We start from the raw sequence: 22,265 nt of genomic DNA, 5'->3' as shown, positions 1-22,265 counted from the left end.
TGATAGTGGCTTAATTTACGCGCTAAACCGCACAAGAGGCAACAGATATTTATGGCTCATTTTTTAATTGTCACCGACGATGTTAATGATTGGCGTCCCTATTTGCCCAGTGACCATATGGTCACGGTTCATGATTATTTAGAAATGGGCGCATTTGCAGATCAAAGCGCCATGCAAGTGATTAACTTGTGTCGCAGTTATGATTATTTAAGCACAGGTTATTACTGCTCGTTAATGGCGGAAGCTCGCGGGCATCGCGTGATCCCCCGGGTAATGACCATTAATGATTTATCTCAAGATCGTTTTTTTAGTTTGCCGCAATCAGGCCTAGATAAGTTGCCAGAGTCGGTGAATGAAATCAGCATGAAGCTGTATTTTGGCTATTGTGATAATCCGTTGCTAGACAAGCTTGCGCGTAAAATATTTGAACGCTTTACTGTGCCTGTATTGCAGGTGAATTTGTTAAAAATGTCAGGTAAATGGCAAGTTAACACCATTGAGCCTGCTGCGTTTCAAGATTTAACCGAGCCTGAACAAGATTTATTTGCCAAGTATCTTGAAGTGTTTTCACAAAAAGTATGGCGTTTACCGAAACCGTCGAAACGTTATCGTTACGAAATTGCCATGCTGGTGGATGAGCATGAGAAAATGCCGCCATCAGATAAAGCCGCGTTAAAGTTATTTACCAAGTCGGCTAATCGTATTGGCATGGATTTAGTCCAAATTGGTTCTCATGATCTGGCTCGGTTAAGTGAATTTGATGGTTTGTTTATTCGCTCAACCACTAATATCAGCAACTTTACTTATCGGTTTGCTAAAGCGGCTGAGCAACTTGGGCTAGTGGTAATGGATGATCCTGAATCCATTATGAAGTGCACTAATAAGGTGTTTTTAACCGAACTATTAAACAAGCATAAAGTGCCCGTACCCAAGAGTTTAATCTTTAAAGCCTCAGATAAAAACTGGGCCGATAATGTTATTAACACCATAGGGTTACCAATTGTACTTAAAGTACCCGACGGCGCATTTTCGCTCGGGGTGGTTAAAGTTAAAGACCGTGAAACTTTACTTGAACAAGCAGCGATAATCTTTGAGCACAGTGCGCTAATTTTAGCGCAGGCGTTTATGCCAACCGATTATGATTGGCGTATCGGCGTGTTAAATCGCCAACCTATTTATGCCTGTCGTTACTTTATGAGTCGTGGTCATTGGCAGATTTATCAACATCATCAAAGTGGTCGCGTCAGTAGTGGTGATTTTGACTGTATCGATTTGAAGATGGTGCCACAAAATATTGTCGATGCTGCGGTTAAAGCGTCTAATTTAATTGGTGCTGGCTTGTATGGCGTCGACTTAAAAGAAATCGACGGTAAGGCTTATGTGATTGAAGTCAATGACAATCCGAGTATCGACCATGGCGTTGAGGATTTGTTTTTAGGTGATTTAGTCTATGACCGAGTGATGACTGAGTTTTTAAGGCGTATTCAGCTTCGCGGTATGTAATTACCATACAATAATCAACCAATAAAAAAAGACCTGTTAAGGTCTTTTTTATTAATTAGTTGTTACTACATAAGTATAAGGTTGTGCTAATTAGCGCAAATTCGGTAGCAGTTACGTCCAGCAGCTTTCGCGGAATACATGGCTTTATCGGCACGCTCATATATATTTTCTGCTTGTTGCTGCGGTTTGGACTCCGCAATACCTAAACTGCACTGAATGTTATATTCGGTAAGCTCTGAATGTTTTGGCATCATATCAATGATACGTTGGCATACTATTGCAGCGGCCTGGGCATCCCCTTGGGTAACGATCACAAACTCATCACCGCCAATTCTAAAGGCTTGGTCTGTATTACGAATTGCTTCATTAATTAATGCGGCAAAGCCTACTAATACAAAATCACCGACTTTATGGCCATGCGCATCGTTAAGTTGTTTAAATTTATCTAAATCTAATACAATTAAAGACACTTGGCCTTGCTGGCGATTAGCTCGTGCTAATGCGATGTCGATTGCCTGGCGGTAATAATAACGATTACCTAATTGGGTTAGTGCATCAAACATGGCTTGATTAGACATATTTTGATACTTCAACGCATTATTCAACGGTTGAATTAATATGCCTTCAAGTTGCTCTAAAGTGTGTTTTTGCGCCGAACTAAGTGCTACAGACAACTGATAGGTTATGATAAACGTATCTTGGTTATCGTTAATAGTACGTTGCAGTTCAATACCGTAGTGACGTCCCCAAACAAACTTTTGTTTGTCTAGGTTCAATTGTAGTCCTTTAATCGGCAAATGTTGTCCTAGGATCTTGCCGAAGCAGGCAAAAACTGTCCGAGGATCTAAACTTCCATGTAGTTGTTGAATCACTTGAATAAGGTCCAGTTCGGGTTCCATATTCAAGTAAGCGTCTGAACGGTACCAGTAATCTTCAGGATATAATTCTGTCGCTATTGAAAAATCCATAATATTGGTTCCAGTACGTTACAACTAATTACCATATTGTTAGCAATAATCGTGCCTATGAAAAATTTTCTATAGTTATTAATTGGTTGTTGTTTTACTGTAGTGCTAACAAAACGTTTTATTTCCCTTTCGACAGTTTTTTGACAAGGAGCCAAAGCCACAATGGAACACAGTATTTTTATCCATATTTTGTTGATGCTTGTGATTGCTATTGTGGCGATTGCATTGTTACGTCGACTCGGCTTACCGGCCATTTTAGCTTATTTACTCACCGGGGTTGTTAGCGGCCCCAGCGGTTTTCATTGGTTTACCCAATTACAAATGCAATCTGTGGCTGAGTTAGGCGTAGTGCTACTGATGTTTACCTTAGGACTTGAGTTTTCGGTACCGAGGTTGTGGGCAATGCGCCGAACTGTTTTTGGCCTGGGTAGCGCCCAAATGCTGGTAACAGCCTTTGTGGCTGGCGGCATTGCTATGTTGGTTGGGCAAAACTTAGTGGCTGCGGTGGTGATCGGTTCGGCTATTGCGCTGTCGTCAACGGCCATAGTGTTAAAGCTGCTTAATGAACAAAACTGGTTAAGGCGCAGACACGGCGAGCTGTCGGTTAGTGTATTGTTATTTCAAGATTTAGCGGTGGTGCCGCTATTGATTTTAATGCCGCTATTAGCCAAAGGCGGTGCTGAAATGAGCTTCAATAGTATCGCGTGGGGATTACTCACCGGTATTTTGGCCTTTTTAGGATTAATGTCATTTGGTAAATGGATATTGCCACGTATTTTTGACGAAGTAGCTCGCTCACGTTCAAATGAATTATTTGTATTATCTACCTTAGTTGTCGCTTTAGTGACGGGCGCGTTTACTCAATGGCTTGGATTATCGATGGCGTTAGGGGCATTTATTGCTGGGATGTTACTTGGCGAAAGCCAGTATCGACGCCAGTTAGAGGCTGACATAAGGCCATTTCGTGATTTATTAATGGGTTTGTTTTTTATTTCCATCGGCATGCTACTGAATTTCGATTTAGTGATGCAATATTGGTGGCAAGTGTTATTGATTTTGGCAGGTGTGGTGCTCACCAAAATATTAATCGTGCACGGTTTGCTCAAACTTGTGGGTGAAAATACTAAGGTATCACTCAGTACCGCAATCAGTTTAGGTCAAGTCGGTGAGTTTAGTTTTGTGTTACTGGCATTAGCAGTAAATTATCAATTACTCGATACCGAAGTAAGCACTGTGTTAGTCGCCGTGGCGGTGATATCTATGTCAATGGCGCCTTGGCTGATCCGTCACAGTGTTGATATTGCCAAAAAGGTTAGCGGCAATAAGCTGCCACCTAAAAATGAACCGATAGAAATTGTATTGCCTCATTCTGACGAAAGTGATGTGGTGCTGATTTTAGGTTACGGCCGCGTAGGGCAAACGATTGCACGCTTTTTGAAAACAGAAGCGGTGCCTTATATGGTGCTTGATTTAGATCCCACCAGAGTGACAGAAGCGAGAGCCGCAGGCGAAAATATTCATTTTGGTGATGCTTGCAGAATGGCGCTATTGAAGAAGATGGGCATTCGTCAAGCGAGCTTAGTGGTGGTGACATTTTGCGAACCAAGGCAATCTGAAGAGTGTTTAGCCGTGGCGCGTAAACTGGCTCCCGATGTAAAAATATTGGTGCGCACTCGCGATGATGCGAATCTACATGAGCTTAAAGAAGCGGGGGCGACCCAAGTTATCCCTGAATCACTTGAGGGCAGCTTAATGCTGGTGTCGCAAGTGTTGTTTAAATGTGGCGTCCCCTTAGCGCGGATTATTAAACGCTTGGAATCTGAACGTCGTAATCATTATCAATATTTACACGGTTTCTTTTCCGGCACAGAAACTGATTTTACCTTAGATTTACTCCATGCTGTGTCACTGGCTTCAGGTGCTAGTGCGGTGGGTAAAACCGTTGCAGATATTCCATGGCAAGCTTTGGATGTTGAGCTTAGAGCGGTGCGGCGTAAAGGCGAGGAGATCGATCCACCCCCCCCTGAGTGGATATTAAGGCGTAACGATATTTTAATGCTGGTGGGTAAACCGCGCAGTATCGAGAAAGCTGAAGAGTATTTACTGCAAGGTTAAATATAGCTTCATATTATTGCTACCAAGCACCATGCTGAAAAGTGATGGTGCTTTTTTATTTTATTTTATTTTATTTATTTTGCATCCAATATTAACTTTGGTTCGTATACACGCTATTGGGGCTTTTTTATCAATATATGCGCAATTAGCCTGTATCAACTATATCGAACCATCATAGGGAAACGTGGCAGATTATGGATCAAGACACCTTACTTAACTTATTAAGTGCTAGTGCAGATGGAGATAAACAAGCATTTGCTGATTTATACCAATCTACCAGTGGCCAGTTATTCGCAGTTAGCTTAAAAATGCTCGGTCGACGTGAGTTAGCCGAAGAGGTATTACAAGAAGCCTACGTAAAAATTTGGCATAACGCGACAGAATATCAACACGGAAAAGGATCGGTTCTCACGTGGATGATCAGTATTGTTCGTTACCGAGCCTTAGACATGTTGCGTTATCAAAAGGTCAGAAAGGAAGATCCACTTGAAGATGGCCAAGAAGCCGTTTTTGAAGAGCATATCAATGATGACGGGCCTCAGGTTCATAAAAATAAACTCGACCAGTGTATGGGAGAACTCGAGCCTCAGCAGAAACAAGCAATTCATCTCGCTTACTATAATGGTTTATCGCATCACGAAGTTGTGGGGCACTTAGATTTACCATTAGGCACTATTAAGAGTTGGATCCGTCGTGGTTTACAACAATTACAGAGGTGTTTATCGTTATGAATTATCGTGATCCTCAATTAAAAGACGCATTAGCAGCAGAATATGTGCTGGGTACATTGCGTGGCCAAGCTAGACGTCGGTTTCAAAAATTAATGATGCAAATTCCCAGTCTGCGTGAAAGCACTTGGTTATGGGAGCAACATTTACATGGCATGAATCAATTGTTAACGCCGATAACCCCAGATGAACGGGTTTGGCAACAAATCAGTATGTCGCTAGGGTTTGTTGATAATGTGGCCCAAGCACCATCGCCAGAAACCTCAAATGTGGTGCCTATGGCAACACGTAACCGTTTATGGAAGGGATTGGCTTCAATGGCAAGCGCAGCAGCCATTGTTATGGCTGTTTTAGTTGTGAATAATCAGCCTGTACCAGTTGCTACATCGCAGCAAGTTGCGGTAGTGCAAAGTGCACAATCTAAAGCATTATGGCTGATTGAAGTCACCTCCAATACGATTGAAGTGCGCTCTACTAGTAACCTAAAGCCACTGGCGAATAAAGACTATGAGTTATGGATGGTAGCTAAAGGTGTCGAAAATCCAATTTCATTAGGCTTACTGCCTAAGTCAGGCAAGTTAACATTGGTGAAAAACAGTCAATTTGATGACATGGATATTGTGGCTCTGGCGGTGAGTTTAGAGCCTTTGAACGGCTCACCAAATGGCTTACCAACAGAGGTATTGTATACCGCAGAGCTAGCAATTTTATAAAGCCTTGATGATAGGGTGATGCTTCAAAGCATTGATGTGTTACCACGCTAACATTTAAGCGGCCAATAGTGAGACTATTGGCCGCTTTTTTATGGTTGCAACTATCTATTGGCGATCGATGAATCACCGGTTAACGGGAAATTGTTAACGACTCATTTCTGAGCGTTCACATACTAAAGGATTGTATTGAAGAAATTGTATAGAGGGGCTGTATTGAAAGGACCATATTGATAGTTCATTATGCAGAAATTAACATTTTCATTAAATTAGTAAAAATAGTTTATTTATAAATTCATTTAAATTCAGTGTTTTAATTTTTCATTTAATTTATTTCAACAATAGTTACTAAAACCTGCATCCAAAATGGAACCTGAGCCGTTTACTGATATGACTCTACTACATAACAAGGAAATGGTCATGAAAGTACTAAAAATATCCCTAATCGCCAGTATCGTATGCAGCACTTTATTAGGCGCTAATGCATTTGCGTCAAGTCACCGAGAAGCACCCAATATCACTCGTTTTCCAACATTAGACTCTACCGACTTCTACGCTTTTAATAGCTACGAAGCTGGACGTGAAGATTACGTCACTCTTATCGCCAACTATATTCCACTGCAAGATGCCTACGGCGGACCTAACTATTATGCGATGGATCCTGCTGCGGTATACAGCATTCATATCGATAATGATGGTGATGCTATAGAAGATTTAACCTTCCAATTTAACTTTACCAATGAGCTTGCCAATAATAATCAAGGTATTGCGTTAACGGTTGGTCCTGCTGACAATCAACGTAGTGTGTCAGTACCGCTTAAAAATATTGGTGGCATTACTGCTGCGGATCAAAGTGCGGCAAACTTTAGCGAGTCGTATGAGTTAACACTTGTTAAAGGACCACAAAATAGTGGTAGCGCAACAGCGTTAACCAATACTTCAGGGGCGATGTTCCATAAGCCACTGGATTACATTGGTAATAAGAGTTTCGGTGATAGCAGCGCGTATGCAAGTTATGCGGGTCAATTCATCTACGAATTTAATCTCGATGGTTGTGCAAGTCCTGGTAAAGTGTTTGTTGGCCAACGTAAAGACCCTTTCGTGGTTAACTTAGGCAAAACCTTTGATTTGGTCAACTATGTGCCTGTAGAAGGTGATAGTGCACCGGGCGCTGGCGACCAAGGTGGATTTCCAGGTGGCATCACTCAATCTGTTGATAATGATGATTTGATGGATAAAAATGTCACAGCCATTTCAATTGAAGTGCCAAAGTCTTGTTTAACGACTCAAGGCAACGGCACCATTGGTGCATGGACTACCGCCAGTTTACCGCAAGCGCGTATTTTAAATCCAAATGCCAAAGTGGGTAAAACTGAAGTCAACGGCGGCGCATTAACTCAGGTATCTCGTCTGGGTAATCCACTGGTTAACGAGTTAGTGATTGGCTTAAAGGATAAAGACACTTTTTCGACTTCACATCCTAAAGATGACACTCAGTTTGCTGACTATGTGACGCACCCGAGCTTACCAGAGTTGCTTAACATTCTGTTCAAAGACGCGGTTAATCAAACGTTGGGAACAAACATTGAAACGTTAGCGCCAACTAACTTCCCTCGTACCGATCTTGTTACTGCATTTCTCACTGGTTTTGCTGGTGTTAATCAACTTGAGATGGTGACGCCTTCAGAAATGTTGCGTCTTAATACCGGCATTCCGGCAAAATCACGTGATATGCAGTCAGTTTTTGGTGTGGCTGGTGATGATTTAGCCGGTTTCCCAAATGGTCGTCGTCCGGGTGATGATGTGGTTGATATTGCACTGCGCGTGGTAATGGGACGTTTATGTTACCCCATCCCAGTCAATGGTACTGACACAGATTTAGGCCTTTGTACCAGTGATGATGCCAGCGTTGGTAACGTGCCATTTACTGATGGGGCACCCGTTGACGCGACCATGATGATGGATCACTTCCCTTACTTAGCGACGCCGCTTTCGGGCTCAAAATAAGGAACATAAGATGAATATTTCTATTCGATATGCGACGCGTCAAGCGCTTAATAATCTCGCTAAACCAGTGGTATTAATCAGTGTGCTCAGTGGCGGTTTTTTAGCTGGTTGTAACTCAGATGATGATGCGATGACCATGGCTAAAAACAGTGCGCCAATGGTGAGCAGTGTCATGATCTCCACCGTGACTGAAACGCCAGTGACAGATCAAGTGATAGCCACCGATAAAGATGGTGATGCACTAACGTTTACTGTAATGAGTGAACCCACGCTTGGTACGGTTAGTTTAATGCCAAACGGCGAGTTTACTTATGCTCCCGTCAATGAAGTGACTGGCATGGACAGTTTTACTGTTGCTGTGAGTGATGGCGTAAACGACCCTGTGGTAGCGATGGTGAACATTACCATTGATGCACAGCAAGTGATGTTTTCAAGCTTAAGTCGTCAGGCATTTTTACAACCAAGCCAAGCTGCACCTTTACGTGTTAATGGCCGCATGGTTGAGAACGATGTTTCAACGGCTGATTTTTACGACGACTTATTACTGGATTAATAGTGCGAGTTCTATTCGCTAGCTTAAGTTTATAACACAGGACCAAATATCTATCTTATTCATCCAATGAATGATTATCTCAGCTGAGAAGTAATGATTAATTAGATCGATATTCATAGCCAAGGATGGCATTAAGGAGGCGTTATGCAAGTGATATCAGGGCGATTAACACCAATGATTAAGTACCCTCAATTTAGCCTCAATATTCAATTTTACATCAATATTGTAATGGTTGTCAGTGCATGTTTGTTGATGGTAGGCAACAGTACTGCGGCGCCATATACACCAAAAGATACCAGTGAAGTTATTGCGACCTGGAAAGTGTTTAATGATACCGACAAGCAAATGAGCTTAGACGACATCAGTGATTTTATTGAACAAGGACAATATCCCGGTGAAGCTGACTATCGCTACGGTCGTGCAAAAGCTTGGTTACAAGCCAAAATGGCCAATGCCAGCCCCGATGCGCAGACCTATTATTTATATGCTCGAGTATTACAGCATCAACACCAATTTGATCGGGCGATAAAGGCGTTAGAACGCTCCATTGAATTAAAACCGACTGCGATAAATAGTTGGTTATTAAAAGCCAATATTCATCTGGTACAGGGGGATATTGTCGGTGCAAGGCAAGCGTGTTTAACCCTAATCGGTAAAGCCGATATTTTATTGATTTCTACCTGTGCTTTAGAAGTGACCAGTCAAAATGGCAAACTGGCCGAAAGTTATCAAGAGTTAGCTCGGTTGTACCAGTTGTATCAACCTAATAATGAACCAGAAAAACGTTGGATAGTGCAAATTCTTGCTGACATGGCATTTAAGCAAGGTATGGCAGAAGAAGCATTGAGTTATTTAAATCAGTTAGATATGGACAATGCTCCGGTTAGTTTATTAGCGCTATGGTCTGATATTGAGTTGGCATTAAATCAACATCAACAGGTGTACGATATGCTCTCCAGTGTCGTCAATAATAACGCTGTTCAAGACGACGCACTATTATTGCGCTTAGCGATAGCGGAAAAATCCCTTGGCAATACTGTTAAATGGCAATGGACTTTTGCCCAAAGAGTTAAACTGCGCGAGCAAAGACAAGACAGCTTGCATGCATCCGATCTGGCAAAATATTATTTAACTATTGATATTCAGCCCCAAAAAGCACTTTACTGGGCCAAAATCAACTGGCAGGTAGCACGTCAAGACAATGATCGGATACTTTTAGAACAGGCTAAAGCATTGTTGAGGAAGACTAAAAATGATAAAAAGTCAGTACAAGTCAGTCAGAACCTCGTTGTCGATCATGTAGCAAGTTAAGGATAAACCAGTGAAGGCATTTACACGTTTTTTTTCGGTGATGAAAGGTGGATTATTACTGCTAATGTTACTGTTTAGTCATGGCAGTTTAGCCCATCAAATGAGCACCAGTTATTTGTCTGTTCACCTCGATAAGCACGGGCAAATTCAAGGTGATTGGCAAGTGCGTTTTTTTGACATAAACCAAGTTGTCCCTATTGATGATAACCAAGATGGTGAGCTTACTTGGGGAGAGTTACAAGCTCATCAAATTGCGATAGTGGATTATTTACGTTCATCTTTGGCAATCAGCCGAGAGCAAGATTGCCCACTGAGTTTTAACCCAACGCAGCAAGTTGACCAACACTTTAGTGAAGGTTATCTAGTCAGTTCATTTCAGGCTGAATGTGATAGCCCTGGAGTGTTGACCATTAATTATCAAGCTTTCTTCAATATAGACACTGATCATAAAGTGATTACCACCATTGCAACGCCCGATCATCAATACGCTCGAGTGATCAGTAACGATAACCCGATAATATTGATTAACTTAGCTGAAAGTCAGCTCAGCGATACATTTGCAGAATATGTTTATCAAGGGATTATTCATATTTGGAAGGGCACTGATCATATCTTATTTTTATTGGCGTTGTTATTAACCTGTGTGTTGGTGCGTGAACAACAAAAATGGCACCCGATAGATAAGCCTAAGCAAATATTTAAAGACACAGCATGGATTATTACTGCATTTACATTAGCGCATTCGGTAACGTTAACTGCCACCGCATTGGGACTGATTAATTTTAGTAGTCACTGGGTTGAACTGGGCATTGCATTGTCGGTGTTGTTTGCGGCGCTTAATAATGTCTGGCCGATTGTATTACGCTTAGGCTGGATTACGTTTGCGTTTGGCCTGTTACACGGCATGGGATTTGCTGGAGTATTAGGCGAGCTTGGCTTGCCTGAAAATCAAAAACTATTAGCGATTCTTGCGTTTAATGTTGGCGTTGAAATCGGCCAGCTGGCGATTTTAGCGCTAGTGCTGCCTGTATTGATGTTTCTACGCCATACACTTTGGTATCGACATTGGGGCATGCAGCTCGGTTCAATTGCGATTGGGCTCATGGCGATTCAGTGGTCTGTAGAACGTTTTTAGTGTTTGCCAATGAATAACTAGTCAGCTTTGAATAGTGGCTAGTTATTCATTGAGATTGTATTGCTTAAGTAACCTTGTATTCGACCGTCGCTAACTTATGCTCGGCTTACATTTGGCATAAGTTCTATTTATATTTGAGACGGGTACAAATAACCGACGTCAGTAGCCATTAGTCAGACATTCGCCCACCTTAAATTCCTCTTGGTAATATCTCCCAACGACTCAAGGTTAAAATTGGCTTTAGTGGTAAGCAAACTTTTGTGTATGTTAATTCGTATGATGATACAGATTATTGCTGTATCTGAGCTTTAGCGACCACCCAATATGTGTAATCGCAATAATATAGCGTGTTTGAACGAGTTTTTTGTTCGAAAGATCAGCAAAGCCTAGATATTGCCTGCTTTCTTCCATAGAATGGCAAGTTAACTTTTTTATCAGCAGCCATTGTTTATTTTGCTGCGGTTTTATTAGGTATATTGATGTCGGCGAAACTGTTTAATCTCCCCATTAAGCTTTCATTAGAGATGATTGCGAAACTGTTTTCGGCCACCCAAATTCAAAAAGCGCAAAACTATTTGATCCAAGGTCGAGTTCTAGAAGTTACTGCCAGCAGTAATAATCATGATATTGAGGCCTATGTTGAAGGATCTGCTGCTGAACCCTATCGTCAAGAAATCACCCTAGTTAATGTGAATCACAAAATTGTGATGCGTTCACATTGTACTTGCCCTGTTAGAACAAATTGTAAGCACGTTGCCGCAGCAATGCTGGCACTGGTCGATAAAAAGCCGGTTGAAGAGCAGCGTATCCACCAATGGTTACGCCAACTTGACGAGCAAAAAACGGTTGCCGAGTTTGAAGAAGAGGACGAAGAAAAAGACCGTATTATTTATGTGTTATCTAACGATCCTCATGGCATTTTTGTCGAATTTAAACGCAGTAAATTTAATAAAAAAGGTCAATACAATAAAGGCAGCAAGCTAGCATTAGCCGATATTCGCTATAGCATGCCATGGTGGATTGACCCTGAAGATAAACAGATTATCAGCTTATTATTGTCATCAAATAATCATGGTTCTAAAATTTATATTGAAGGTGAAATTTCATTTTTAGCACTGACTAAAATGCTCACAGCCGAAGTGTGTTTTTGGGAAGAAAATCGTATCCCACTAACATGGGCTAAAGCCGTTGTGCCTGAGTTTGTCTGGTGTGAGATTGATAAAAAACATACCCAAATGCAAATGCGCATGCCTGGGCTGGATAATTGGGAGTTTATTGCTACCGAGCCACCTTTGTATGTTGAATTAGACTATTTGCATTTAGGTAGAATAGATACTGACTTGCCCGTTAAAAAGTTAAGTTTATTGCAACACATGCCGCCAGTGCCCTTGGCTCAAGTGGATGCCATTAGTCATAAAATGCTCCAGCATTTTTCGCCTAAAACCGTGCCTGTGCCGAGTGAAATTGATTTTTGCGAGATAACAGACTCACTGTTAACACGCTTAACCTTTACGCGTGAGCTCATTGCCAACAACCCGATTCTGCAACCGGTTATTCGAGTCGATCATTGTTACGGTGAAATTACCTTTAATGCATCGACTAAACCCGAACGCATAAGCTTAGTCAAAAAAAATCAAGTTCAGTATCAAGTGCATAGACATGTCGAGCAAGAACTCGCGGCATTACAGTCATTAGCGGATATAGGCTTAGTGACGCTTGAGCCAGACGCTACGCTGGCCAGTTCACAACAACCCTACTATGTCAGTGTTGGGTTATTACCTGAGTCGATTTTTGAATGGTCTGAATTGACCGACAATGGTCTTGATGCGTTAACTGCGCTGGGTATGGATATTCACTTTGATGATGACTTCGACTTACAAATTACCGATGCACAGTTAGATGTCGACTTAGTTGACGATGATGAGTCTGGCTGGTTTTCGTTATCGCTCAGTGCCGACATCGATGGTCAAAGTGTACCGTTATTAGCCTTAGTTGCCCGTTGGTTACAACAAAATGGTGAACCAGCAGACGATGATGAATTGCTATTACCTGGCCCTAACGGCGGTTTTATTAAAATCAAAGCCAAAACCATTAAGCCGCTGATTAGTATTATCCAAGAATTATTTAATCGTCATTCTGGCGATGTCATTTCGATACCACGCAACCGTGCGCATATTTTGAATGATTTATCTGCCAGTGACGTGCGTTTACTCAATGGCGAACGTGTGCGCAATTTAGCCACCAAACTCGCAGAATTTAAAGGGGTGGTTCCGGTTGAGTTACCCGATGGCTTAAATGCGACATTACGTGATTATCAAAAACAAGGTTTTGACTGGTTGTGTTTTCTTAAAGAATATCAACTAGGTGGTATTTTAGCCGATGACATGGGCCTGGGTAAAACCGTTCAAGCATTGGCATTTTTACTCAAAGCCAAGCAAGACGCTACCGAGCGTCGTACCAGTTTAATTGTCTGTCCCACTAGCTTAGTGGGTAACTGGTTAAAAGAAGCCAATAAGTTTGCTCCGTCGCTGAATGTAGTGGTGATCCACGGTAATAAACGCCAGCCGTTATTAGATCAAATTAACCAGTTTGATGTGGTCGTAACAACCTATCCATTAATGTTACGTGATGAAGCCATTTATTGTGAATATGTGTTTGAGCATATTATTTTGGATGAAGCACAACAGATTAAAAATGCCCAAGCAAAAGTCACCCAAGTGATTAAAACCCTTAGAGGTAGATTTCGCTTATGTTTATCGGGTACGCCGCTTGAAAACCATTTAGGCGAATTAAAATCATTGATGGATTTTTGCTTGCCAGGTTTATTAGGTCAGCATACTTACTTTAATAAACAGTTCCGTGGTCCGATTGAGAAGCAAGCCGATGTTGAAAAGTCGCAGTTACTGAGCCAGCGTATTGCTCCTTTTATGCTGCGCCGCACTAAAAAAGAAGTGGTATCAGAATTACCTGAAAAAACCGTGATTATTCAAACTCTGGAACTTGAAAGAGATCAACGTAATTTGTACGAGTCTATCCGTTTAGTGATGGAGAAAAAATTGCGTGAACTGTTTGCCAAGAAAGGAGTATCGAGTAGTCATATTGAGTTTTTAGATGCATTGTTGAAGTTGCGTCAAGCCTGTTGCGACCCGCGTTTAGTTAAGCTTGAACAAGCTCAACAGGTAAAAGACAACGCTAAAATGACTTGGTTAATCCAAAACCTGCCTGAAATGATTGAAGAAGGTCGTAAGATCCTTATCTTCAGCCAATTTACCGGCATGCTGGCACTCATTGAAGATGAACTGAAACGCTTAGCTATCAGTTATAGCAAGTTAACAGGCCAAACTCGTGACCGTCAGACCCAAATTGATTCGTTTCAAGAGGGTGATAACTCGGTGTTTTTGATCAGTTTAAAAGCCGGTGGAACCGGACTTAACCTTACTGCTGCGGACACGGTTATTCATTTTGACCCGTGGTGGAACCCTGCCGCGGAGCGCCAAGCGACCGATCGCGCTCATCGTATTGGCCAGTTAAATCCAGTGTTTGTTTATAAACTCATTGCCCAGGGCACCGTTGAAGAGAAAATTCAAGAAATGCAGCAGCACAAACAAGGTTTGGCAGACAGTATTTTATCCGATGGTACTCAAGGTCCATGGCAGGGCAGTGCGAACGATTTATTAGCATTGTTGAGTTAATCGTTGAGTTAATCGTTGAGTTAATAGTTGAGTTAATAGTTGCGTTAATAACACGAAAATCACTTGAACTAGCGTGTAGATTCGCGAAACTCAAGTGATTTAGCGGTTATCAATTACCCTAGATGAACTCGATAACATTGGCTTAAAAACGTTGGCTCGATACACTTTGGCTCGATAAATATGGGCTCGATAAACATTAACTCGAAAATGGAGATAAGCCTTGGTTGCAATGTACTTTAAACGTGGTTCATCAGCGCCAAGACAACGGCGTTCGTCTCGTGCGACGCCTGCTGAGCACACAGCTTATTTTGAACAGGTGTTTACCGTTCTTCGGCTTCATCCTGAGAAAATTGCCATTGTTAGACGTAATATTGCTGAGTTCCAAGCTCAACCTTATTTGAAAAAAGGCCTGCACACGGCAATTGATCGGTTACTGTTGGTGTTTGAAGACGATAACGACATTGAACTGCTATATAGGCAAGTGATGAGTGATGATATTGGCCAACGGGTAAGACGCTACCCGCTGATATTTAAAGGCATAATTTCAATAGATTCAGATGCTGTGTAATTTCATTTAGTGAGTGCCTTATCAAATATAAGCACTCATCGTTATGGCCGTTCAATCATGCCAACAGTCAGACGTTCCACAAGTGGATATGCCAAACCTTTTGCGCTATTCCCATTCACTTTGCCATCATCAATATCGATGTTGTGTACTGCGCCAAATTAAACAACAATCATGTTGCTGCCACTCAATACCTAAACCGATTACCTATATTCGCCCATAACCTTATTGTCATTTATCTTTTAGCTTGAGTCCTTTGACCGCTTGTAGTGGTTCTCTCCAATACCGTGCTTATCTCAAATGGTCGTTAGATTAATTCACCAAATGGCACGCTTTGCTTAGTCGCCCTTATTTAGTCGTATTTATTACTAATAGTCATTATTGGGTTAGATATTGGCCATATATTTCAGCGAAATAGGATTGAGCGTTAAACAATATTCATATTGTGGATAAAATACTCAAAATGTTTACGTTTAATGGTAATACTAGTTAAGTCGTAATGCTCAAGATGATTGGGGTTCATTTTTTTAAATAATTGAAGCTATGCTGATAGTGATCAATATTATCTAAACGAGGTCGTTTAAATGATCTTTGACTAAAATTATCTTCGGTCAACACCAGCCTCGATTAATACCAACCTCGATTAACAGTACAGGGGCAGAACCGTTAGTGAGTACGATGTTGTGGAGCTATTTTGTGAATTTTCAATAAGGAGTTTCAATATGTTAAGGACTGTTAATATGTTTTACGATTCACCGCTAAAAAATATGCTTGATGAGCGCTTTTCTGTGCAAGCTTTGGTTCATCTCGTGGTATCACTCTTTTTAGTTTCATCGGTAAGTATTGCTTATGCAGAAACGCCAGTATCCAAAACTGATGGCAAGCCATTCTCCCATGACACAGTCGTAGAAGTTGCTCAAAAACTGTCCCAGACCCCCTTTGTTGAACCCAAACAAGCCCCCGAAGCGCTGACTAAAATAGATTACTCAACCTATCGTCAAATTAATTTCCAACAACATGCTGCTATTTGGGGCAATGCGCCCACGCCTTTCTCGATACAACTATTTGCTCCTGGGTATATCTATAAACAGTTGATTGATATCGACGTGGTTGAGAATGGTAAATCATTTCCGGTAGCAGTATCTGAATCATCCTTCAGAGTGCCAGATGAATCAATTGGCAAATTACTGGAGCAAGTCGGTAAATATGCAGGGTTTCGTTTGCATTACCCGATCAATCGCGATGATTATAAAGATGAATTTCTTGTGTTTCAGGGCGCCAGTTATTTTCGTGGGGTCTCTAAAGGGCAAGCGTATGGCTTATCTACCCGCGGACTTGCCATCAATGTTGCCGATCCTAAAGGTGAAGAATATCCTTTATTTAAAAAGTTTTGGATTGAACGTCCATCCAGTCATCAAGAGGCGATTGTGGTCCATGCGTTACTAGACAGTGTGAGTGTAACAGGAGCCTATCGTTTTGCTATTTACCCTGGCGATCCGACCCGAATGGGCGTCGATGTTAAGCTTTTCCCAAGGCAGGATGTTAAGAATGTAGGTCTGGCTCCGTTAACGTCAATGTTTATGCATGGCGGCATCGATCGCGCTGATACTGCTGATTACCGTCCAGCGGTACATGACTCTGAAGGCCTGCTAATGGAAAAAGGTAATAATGAGAAAATCTGGCGTCCGCTGAATAATCCTCGTGGATTACAGGTGAGTTCTTTTATGGATGAGAATCCTAAAGGATTTGGTTTGATCCAGCCACATCGAAAATTAGATTATTATCAGGACCTTGAAGCAAATTATCATCTTCGTCCATCGGCGTGGGTTGAACCAACGGGTGATTGGGGTAAAGGTAGAGTTGAACTGGTTGAAATTCCATCTGATTCTGAAGCCAATGACAATATTGTTGCCTATTGGAAGCCAGAACAAGGTTTGAAAAAAGGCCAGCCATTCGCCTATTCATATCAATTGACCTGGGTGGATCAGATCCCTAAAACCGAAGGCAAAGTAAAAGTGGTTCGAACTGCTGGTGGTCGCAAGTTATCGACGGATAAAAATGAGATTGTTATCGATTACAGTCACATTAATGCCGACGATATCAACCATATTCGCGTCGATGCCAGTATCAGCAGCGGCGCTATTTTAGAATCACGTATTGAGTCTAATCCCAGTGTTGATGGTGCCAGAGTTTTTATCACGTTCGATCCGCAAGATGCTGAGGTTGCAGAATTACGTGTACAGCTAAGCAACAAAGATAAACCGCTTGGTATGACATGGCTGTATCGCTTTACTGCAGAGGACTGGCCTTTATGATAGACAATAATAATCCTCTGTCTGCTCACGTTAACAATACCTATCATGATGCACGTGCGTTGCCAGAGGAATCGTCACTGCTGATGTCTCGTCATGAGGTTTCTGAACCAGGTCATAGATTAACTCCGAGTCAACAAACCGTGTGGTTTACGCTGCGCACATTTGTTGCACAGTTATTTGTGTTTATGGTTACAGCAGGCTTATCGACTTATGGCATAAGAGAAATGTATTTGGTGCTTAACACCAATGCCATTACCAGTTTGCAAATGGTTTTTTTGGTGTTGTTTAGCATTAACTTTCTGTGGGTTACTTTTGCTTTTTCACAGGCACTATTGGGTTTTCTGTTGCATCTCAAACCGCGCCTAATTAAAGAGAATGAGACAGAACCAGAGTTCAAAACGGCGGTATTGCTGCCTATTTATAATGAAGATCCGCTGCGTATTCGGGCCACAATAGAGGCGATGAGTGCAGATTTAATCGCTACCGCACCGGGTAAATATGCTTTCTTTATTCTCAGTGACACTAATCGAGCTGATGCATGGATTGCTGAGGAACAGACTTTTGTGGATCTTATCAATAACAGCCAACCACAGTGTCCGGTTTATTACCGTCGTCGTCACCAAAACAGTGAACGTAAAGCCGGTAATATCGGCGACTGGGTTCAGCGTTGGGGTGGTGATTATGAGGCAATGATAGTGCTTGATGCTGACAGTATCATGAGCGCAAAGTCGATGGTGACATTATCACGTCGTTTAGCTGGCGCACCTGGCGTCGGTCTTATTCAAACCTTACCGACACTGGTGTTTGCCAATACGCTTTACAGCCGTTTGCAACAGTTTGCCAATCAATGCTTCGGTCCTATTTATGCCGAGGGTTTGTCGGCTTGGCATGGTTTGTCCTCAAATTTTTGGGGCCACAATGCCATTATTCGTACCAAAGCATTTGCTGAGTCCTGTCATCTGCCTATTCTGTCCGGTAAAGCACCTTTTGGCGGCCATGTATTAAGTCATGACTTTATCGAAGCGGCGTTGCTGCGTCGTGCAGGCTGGGGAGTTCGTTTTGATACCGATATTGAGGCTTCATTTGAAGAAGCTCCACCGTCGTTAATTGATGTGATGATCCGTGACCGACGCTGGTGTCAGGGTAATTTACAGCATTCAGCATTTATGTTTGCTCGCGGTTTCTCATTGCCGACGCGGTTGCATCTTTTGTCTGGGGTGATGTCTTACCTGAGCGCCATTTTTTGGTTAGCCCTGATTATGGTCGGGCTTGCGATTGCGGTTCAGGCGGCATTTATACGTCCAGAGTACTTTGCCAATCCATCGCTGTTTCCAACCTGGCCAGTGTTTGATTCTGAGCGCGCATTAAGCCTGTTTGTGGTGTCAATGGCCATTGTGCTGGCACCTAAAGCATTTGGCTGGTTTGCTGCCTTGATTAATATTCCGCGGTGTTTACGATTTGGCGGGCCAATATTGTTAACCTTGAGTACCTTGTTGGAAATGATCATGTCTGCTCTGTATGCACCTATTCTGATGGTGTCGCAGTTTGGCGTGGTGTTGTCTATATTTCGAGGCAAAGACAGTGGTTGGATGCCGCAATCTCGAGACGATGGTGCATTGAGCTGGATGTCAGTGATGCGTGCTCATCTTGGTCATACCGTGTTTGGGGTTGCGCTGGCTTTGACCGCACTATCGCTCAGTACAGAACTCTTTTACTGGTTATTACCGATTACAATAGGGTTGATGCTATCGATCCCTTTGTCCTGGTTAAGCGGCGGCGCGAGGCGAACTAAATGGATTAAAACAGTCGGATTATTGCGAGCGCCTGAAGAAAAAAAACCAGTTAACATTTTGGTTAAAGTGAAGGAAAACGAGGCTAATTTGCCCCATCTACGACACATGCATCCGTTCAGTCGGTTGGTTAATAATCCTTTATTACTCAAATGGCACCTTGCTCAGTTACCAGACGTAGGTGAACAAAAACCGACGTTTTATGCCCCGAGAATTATTGCGGAATGGAAATTAAACCATGCTGAAAGCTTATCGCAATTAGAATCATGGTTGGAACCCGCAGAGGTGATAGCATTATTAAGCAATGCGGATTATCTACATAAATTGAAAACAATCGGTAACTAATTTCTATCACTCGTCTTTGTAACAAGTACTAAAAAAGCCGCTCAATAACGCGTTATTGAGCGGCTTTTTTAGTACTTAATACTCAGCAATTAAGATTAGATTTAGGCTCTAGATCATTATTTAGGCTGAGCCATTGCTGACGTTACAGCATTATTTATGTTGAGCCATCACTCGGGTTGCAAAATCACTTGGTCCCGCCAAAATAGCCCGGCCTACTGCCACTAAATCGACTTGCTTAGTCGCTAAAATGGTTTCGATGTAATCAATGCTTTCAATACCGCCAACACCAATCACGGCCGCTTTCGTTGTACCTGTCAGCGGCGCTGCATCTTCAACTAAAAAGCCCTCGCCGCGTTTGTCTTTAGGGCGATTCCAGCCCCCAATGCCTGATGAAACATTAAGTATTTCAACGCCCGCATCAACTAGCCATTGGCTAACGTGGCCCATATCGTCATGAGACAAACCACCAGGGTAACCGTCTTGCCCAGGAATGCGGGTCATTACTGCTAATCTTGGCGCCGCTTGTTTTATTTTACTGACTATTTCGATCAATATTCTGGCGCGATTTTCAAGGCTGCCACCGTATTGGTCTTGGCGTTGATTCGTCAGCGGAGATAACCATTGATTAATACCGTAACCGTGGGCACAGTGCAGCTCGACTAAATCAAATCCGGCTTTGTCAGCACGAATGGCAGCACTAACAAAATCTTGCTGCCATTGATTGATATCATCTAATGTCATGGCTCTAGGGGTTGGTAATACACGATCATATGCTGGCACGGTAATGCCTGACGGCCCCATAATATCAGCGCTAATACCTGCACTGTCTTTGCCGCCGCAATGGGTAATTTGTAAGCCAGTTTTTACCCCTGCATTATGTAACGTCGTGGCAATTTGGCTTAAGCCGGGTAAGCAAGCATCATCATGCGCCCCAAGCTGATTAGACTCACTTCGTCCTGCCAAATTTACATGGCTGTATTCTACCATCACCAACCCTGCACCCGACTGGGCTAAATGATGGTAATGATTGATGGTCGTTTCAGTTGCTAAGCCATTTAAGTCTGCGGTTTGTGACGCCATTGGCGGCACCACTAAACGGTTTTTAAAGGTCAGTCCGTTTGTGAGTGTCAGTGGGGTAAAGCGTAACGCGGTCATTGCAACATCCTATATATTTATGGCTATCAATATGCCAGCAATCAACATAATACTGCCTGCAGTACGATTCATTATCGTTGCCGCTTTAGGGGAGGTAAATACCTGTTTTGCACTTGATGCCAAATATGCATAAGTGAGGTTAACGGAACCAAAAGCCAAGGTTGCAGTTGCGAGTATAATCATCACATCGATAAGGTCAACATGGACCATAGGCACAAAAGCAGGAAAAAAGCTGACGTAAAATATCAATGCTTTAGGGTTGCCAAGGGCAATAAGCAGGCCTGTGATTAAATTTTTAAATTGGCTCACTTTCGGTATGGTTGCTAATTGAACGCCTTTGGCGGTTGCACGCAACATACTGAAACCTAACCAGCATAAATAAAGCGCACTGGCGTACTTTATTAGTTCAAACGCTGGCCCCATCGCATTGGCAATGGCAGCCAAACCAAACAAGGCTAATAGGATGTAAACAAAGTCGCCCATCAGCACGCCAAGGGTAATAAAAGCGCCATGCTTGAACCCATTTGAAAATGCTCTTGATACCACGGCAAACACTGCCGGTCCCGGTAGTATCGCCAAAATTAACATAGTGAAAAATAATGCAATAACTTGCTGTAGTATCATTAAATAACCTGAACTTGGGTTTATGGGTAGAATACGGTGGTTATAATCGATTAGGTCGCGACACTAAATCGATTTTTCGAGAGTATATCGTATTTTCATAGCGTTAATGTATTGGTCTATCGTAAGCAGTCGTTTCAGGTTATTGAATTGTGTTTATCGACGTTATGTTTTATTACTTTGGTATTGCGGTATGTCATTACGGCGTTAAGCGGTTCATTTTATAGGTGTTATTTTTAAAATTATGTTGAAAATTATTTTACTAACGCATTCACGAGAAATGGATCGTGCTAATAATACCGGCCAATTAGTCAAACACGTTTTAGGCGATAGCGCGCGGGTGGTTGAGTGGCACCGCAAACAGCCCGATGCTGAATTATTGGCTGCGATTGAAGCGGGTAAAGTAGGCTTAGTGTTTCCAAGTGATGACACTACGCAAGAGGCTGGTTTGTCATTAGCGTCGCCTGAATATTTAGTGATTATCGATGCCACTTGGCAAGAAGCGCGCAAAATGTTTAATCAGAGCCCTTATCTAAAGGAATTGCCTAAAGTGTCTTTAGTGAATCCACCTAAATCGATATACCCACTTAGGCGCAATCAAATTGAAGGTGGTTTATGCACAGCAGAATGTGTGGCATTACTGCTTAATCATGCGGGTGAAAGCGCATTATCGACAAGGTTAACCGAGCAACTGATGACATTTATTGAGCGTTAACGTTTGGAGCTGCCTGCGCCAACAGAATAATGTGACG

Annotated in this window: 16 protein-coding genes; 13 read left to right on the top strand and 3 right to left on the bottom strand. The window is 42.3% G+C overall.

Features of this window, described 5'->3' with window-relative positions; all coding sequences use genetic code 11:
- Positions 1-51: 51 nt before the first annotated feature.
- The gene (locus AAEY94_RS13895) at positions 52-1,503 is read left to right on the top strand and encodes a RimK family ATP-grasp domain-containing protein (protein ID WP_350979072.1); all 1,452 of its coding nucleotides are present in this window, start codon (positions 52-54) and stop codon (positions 1,501-1,503) included.
- A gap of 86 nt (positions 1,504-1,589) precedes the next feature.
- On the opposite strand, the gene dgcS is transcribed toward AAEY94_RS13895, so the two are convergent.
- Positions 1,590-2,471 carry a diguanylate cyclase DgcS gene (dgcS, locus tag AAEY94_RS13890; protein WP_101086648.1) on the bottom strand — a complete coding sequence of 294 codons (882 nt, stop codon included), beginning with the start codon at positions 2,469-2,471 and terminating at the stop codon, positions 1,590-1,592.
- Positions 2,472-2,633: 162 nt separating this feature from the next.
- Between dgcS and AAEY94_RS13885 the strand changes: the two genes are divergently transcribed.
- The 11 genes from AAEY94_RS13885 (at position 2,634) to mdoH (ending at position 19,737) form a co-directional block, all read left to right on the top strand.
- A complete protein-coding gene (locus tag AAEY94_RS13885; RefSeq protein WP_101086649.1) occupies positions 2,634-4,586 on the top strand; it encodes a monovalent cation:proton antiporter family protein in 1,953 nt (650 codons plus the stop codon).
- A 194-nt stretch (positions 4,587-4,780) separates the two neighbouring features.
- On the top strand, positions 4,781-5,317 hold the full coding sequence (locus AAEY94_RS13880; RefSeq protein ID WP_192115282.1) for a sigma-70 family RNA polymerase sigma factor: 537 nt from the start codon (positions 4,781-4,783) through the stop codon (positions 5,315-5,317).
- On the top strand, positions 5,314-6,027 hold the full coding sequence (locus AAEY94_RS13875) for an anti-sigma factor (protein ID WP_101086650.1): 714 nt from the start codon (positions 5,314-5,316) through the stop codon (positions 6,025-6,027). The genes AAEY94_RS13880 and AAEY94_RS13875 overlap by 4 nt, the downstream gene beginning before the upstream one ends.
- 417 nt (positions 6,028-6,444) lie before the next feature.
- A complete protein-coding gene (locus AAEY94_RS13870) occupies positions 6,445-8,031 on the top strand; it encodes a DUF4331 domain-containing protein (protein ID WP_350979071.1) in 1,587 nt (528 codons plus the stop codon).
- Between the two features lie 10 nt (positions 8,032-8,041).
- A complete protein-coding gene (locus AAEY94_RS13865; RefSeq protein ID WP_350979070.1) occupies positions 8,042-8,584 on the top strand; it encodes an Ig-like domain-containing protein in 543 nt (180 codons plus the stop codon).
- 144 nt (positions 8,585-8,728) lie between these two features.
- Positions 8,729-9,895 (top strand): tetratricopeptide repeat protein, encoded by a 1,167-nt coding sequence (locus AAEY94_RS13860; RefSeq protein WP_101086651.1) that lies wholly within the window; start codon positions 8,729-8,731, stop codon positions 9,893-9,895.
- Between the two features lie 10 nt (positions 9,896-9,905).
- Positions 9,906-11,030, top strand: coding sequence for a HupE/UreJ family protein (locus AAEY94_RS13855; protein WP_350979069.1), 1,125 nt, complete (start codon positions 9,906-9,908; stop codon positions 11,028-11,030).
- Between the two features lie 479 nt (positions 11,031-11,509).
- A complete protein-coding gene (locus tag AAEY94_RS13850) occupies positions 11,510-14,722 on the top strand; it encodes a DEAD/DEAH box helicase (RefSeq protein WP_335691368.1) in 3,213 nt (1,070 codons plus the stop codon).
- A gap of 220 nt (positions 14,723-14,942) precedes the next feature.
- Positions 14,943-15,290, top strand: coding sequence for a hypothetical protein (locus tag AAEY94_RS13845; RefSeq protein ID WP_174839643.1), 348 nt, complete (start codon positions 14,943-14,945; stop codon positions 15,288-15,290).
- Positions 15,291-16,054: 764 nt separating this feature from the next.
- A complete protein-coding gene (locus AAEY94_RS13840; protein ID WP_443024133.1) occupies positions 16,055-17,602 on the top strand; it encodes a glucan biosynthesis protein G in 1,548 nt (515 codons plus the stop codon).
- The gene (gene mdoH, locus AAEY94_RS13835) at positions 17,599-19,737 is read left to right on the top strand and encodes a glucans biosynthesis glucosyltransferase MdoH (protein ID WP_350979068.1); all 2,139 of its coding nucleotides are present in this window, start codon (positions 17,599-17,601) and stop codon (positions 19,735-19,737) included. Before AAEY94_RS13840 ends, mdoH begins: the two co-directional genes overlap by 4 nt.
- A 150-nt stretch (positions 19,738-19,887) precedes the next feature.
- On the opposite strand, the gene AAEY94_RS13830 is transcribed toward mdoH, so the two are convergent.
- Both AAEY94_RS13830 and AAEY94_RS13825 read right to left on the bottom strand, forming a co-directional pair.
- Complete coding sequence (locus tag AAEY94_RS13830) at positions 19,888-20,892, bottom strand: oxidoreductase (protein ID WP_350979067.1); 1,005 nt, start codon at positions 20,890-20,892, stop codon at positions 19,888-19,890.
- Between the two features lie 9 nt (positions 20,893-20,901).
- The gene (locus AAEY94_RS13825) at positions 20,902-21,516 is read right to left on the bottom strand and encodes a LysE family translocator (protein ID WP_101086657.1); all 615 of its coding nucleotides are present in this window, start codon (positions 21,514-21,516) and stop codon (positions 20,902-20,904) included.
- 241 nt (positions 21,517-21,757) lie between these two features.
- Here AAEY94_RS13825 and AAEY94_RS13820 point away from each other — a divergent pair, with 241 nt between their 5' ends.
- Positions 21,758-22,228, top strand: coding sequence for a DTW domain-containing protein (locus AAEY94_RS13820; RefSeq protein WP_101086658.1), 471 nt, complete (start codon positions 21,758-21,760; stop codon positions 22,226-22,228).
- The last annotated feature ends 37 nt before the right edge of the window (positions 22,229-22,265 follow it).

This window comes from Shewanella sp. AC34-MNA-CIBAN-0136, assembly GCF_040309945.1.
Taxonomy (GTDB): domain Bacteria; phylum Pseudomonadota; class Gammaproteobacteria; order Enterobacterales; family Shewanellaceae; genus Shewanella.
This window is presented reverse-complemented; position numbering and strand designations above follow the sequence as displayed.

Bases quoted from the DNA above. Each gene is read 5' to 3' on its own strand.
- AAEY94_RS13860 (WP_101086651.1), top strand. From the start codon at position 8,729: ATGCAAGTGATATCAGGGCGATTAACACCAATGATTAAGTACCCTCAA.
- mdoH (WP_350979068.1), top strand. From the start codon at position 17,599: ATGATAGACAATAATAATCCTCTGTCTGCTCACGTTAACAATACCTAT.
- dgcS (WP_101086648.1), bottom strand. From the start codon at position 2,471: ATGGATTTTTCAATAGCGACAGAATTATATCCTGAAGATTACTGGTAC.
- AAEY94_RS13840 (WP_443024133.1), top strand. From the start codon at position 16,055: ATGCTTGATGAGCGCTTTTCTGTGCAAGCTTTGGTTCATCTCGTGGTA.
- AAEY94_RS13830 (WP_350979067.1), bottom strand. From the start codon at position 20,892: ATGACCGCGTTACGCTTTACCCCACTGACACTCACAAACGGACTGACC.
- AAEY94_RS13880 (WP_192115282.1), top strand. From the start codon at position 4,781: ATGGATCAAGACACCTTACTTAACTTATTAAGTGCTAGTGCAGATGGA.
- AAEY94_RS13820 (WP_101086658.1), top strand. From the start codon at position 21,758: ATGTTGAAAATTATTTTACTAACGCATTCACGAGAAATGGATCGTGCT.
- AAEY94_RS13885 (WP_101086649.1), top strand. From the start codon at position 2,634: ATGGAACACAGTATTTTTATCCATATTTTGTTGATGCTTGTGATTGCT.
- AAEY94_RS13850 (WP_335691368.1), top strand. From the start codon at position 11,510: ATGTCGGCGAAACTGTTTAATCTCCCCATTAAGCTTTCATTAGAGATG.
- AAEY94_RS13870 (WP_350979071.1), top strand. From the start codon at position 6,445: ATGAAAGTACTAAAAATATCCCTAATCGCCAGTATCGTATGCAGCACT.
- AAEY94_RS13825 (WP_101086657.1), bottom strand. From the start codon at position 21,516: ATGATACTACAGCAAGTTATTGCATTATTTTTCACTATGTTAATTTTG.
- AAEY94_RS13865 (WP_350979070.1), top strand. From the start codon at position 8,042: ATGAATATTTCTATTCGATATGCGACGCGTCAAGCGCTTAATAATCTC.
- AAEY94_RS13875 (WP_101086650.1), top strand. From the start codon at position 5,314: ATGAATTATCGTGATCCTCAATTAAAAGACGCATTAGCAGCAGAATAT.
- AAEY94_RS13895 (WP_350979072.1), top strand. From the start codon at position 52: ATGGCTCATTTTTTAATTGTCACCGACGATGTTAATGATTGGCGTCCC.